The 1316-nt window shown below is 66.7% G+C and carries 1 protein-coding gene; it reads right to left on the bottom strand.

Features of this window, described 5'->3' with window-relative positions; genetic code table 11:
• A partial coding sequence (locus EOA22_RS33860) for an amidase (protein ID WP_127390626.1) occupies positions 1-1199 on the bottom strand: 1199 nt, incomplete at its 3' end.
• Positions 1200-1316 lie beyond the last annotated feature (117 nt).

Below are 1316 nucleotides of genomic sequence, written 5' to 3'. Positions count from 1 at the left end.
GGTCGGGCCTTTCGTGCCGCGCCGAGAAGTTCCCGGCCGAGCCGTATCAGGGCAATGTCGCTGCCGGAAGGGCCAAGCAGCGACAGGCCGAACGGGGCGCCGGCGACCGAGCCGACGGGCAGTGTGATCTGTGGAAAACCGGACAGGCCGGCCAGGCACAGAAGCTGGAGCGCCCGTTCGCGATAGGCCTGGAACTGCTCCGGCGTGCTGTCCACGTAAGGCGCCGGACCAGGCACCGTCGGCAGGACAAGGAAGCCGTCCTTGCCGAGCAGGGCGCTCAGTTCGCCGCGAAAGGTCAGACGCCGCACCTTCTCGGCCTGCGCCGTCTTGTCGTCGACGGCGCGGCCGAAGCCGAAACGCTCCTCGACGCCGGTGCCGAGGCCGCGCTCGCCGCTGGTGATCCATTCGCCATGCACCGCCCAGGCCTCCCTGGCCTGCAGCCGGCGAAAGCACCAGTAAAGTTCATCGGGAGATGAGGAGAAGCGGATTGCCGGCGTCGCCGGCGCGCCGAAAACCGCGCCCGCCAGCCCCTTCATTCCGGCATATTCGGCCAGCGCCGGGCGGGCGACCAGCCCGTCCAGCCAATCCAGCGCCAGCGGCCGGTCCAACACGTGCTGGTGCGGATCGCGGCCGAGCAGCAGCTTGCCGACGGTCTCGTAGGTCTCGATGTCGTCGGCGAACCAGCCGAACGTGTCAAGGCTCGGCGCCAGCTTCATCGTGCCGTCGAGCGAAATGCGGCCATGCGTGGTGCGCAGCCCGATCAGTCCGCAAAAGCTCGCCGGCGCGCGGATCGAGCCGCCGGTGTCGGAACCAGTGGCGATATCGGCCAGCCTGCCCGCCACCGCCGCCGCCGACCCCGATGAGGAGCCGCCGGTGACGCGGTCGGGTGCCGCCGGGTTCACCGGAAACGAGAAATGCGCATTCTGACCGAACAGCGCGAAGGCGAGCTCGTCGGTCTGCGTCTTGCCGACGAAGCGTGCGCCGGCATCGAGGATCATCTGCACGGCGGGTGCGGTGCGCGAGGCTGCGTGGCTTTCGGCGAATTTTTGCAAATTGCCGCAACCGGTGCGGTAGCCGGCGACGTCGTATATGTCCTTGACGGCCAGCCGCAGGCCGGCCAACGGGCCGAGCTGGGCATGTGCCACGGGCATCTGGCGAAGATCGAGAAAGGCGTTGAGAGGGCCGTGCGTGCCTGTCATCGTTCGATATCCGGATACGGTTGCCGCAACATTGTTCGACGCCAGAAATTTTACAACCTGCGAGACGATTTTTATTGATTGTGAAAGTCTTCGCCCTTATATCGCGCTTGCCCAAAG

It is taken from the genome of Mesorhizobium sp. M7A.F.Ca.US.014.04.1.1 (assembly GCF_003998745.1).
Lineage (GTDB): Bacteria > Pseudomonadota > Alphaproteobacteria > Rhizobiales > Rhizobiaceae > Mesorhizobium > Mesorhizobium ciceri.
The sequence above is the reverse complement of the archived record's forward strand: the minus strand, read 5'-3'. Positions and strand labels throughout refer to the sequence as shown.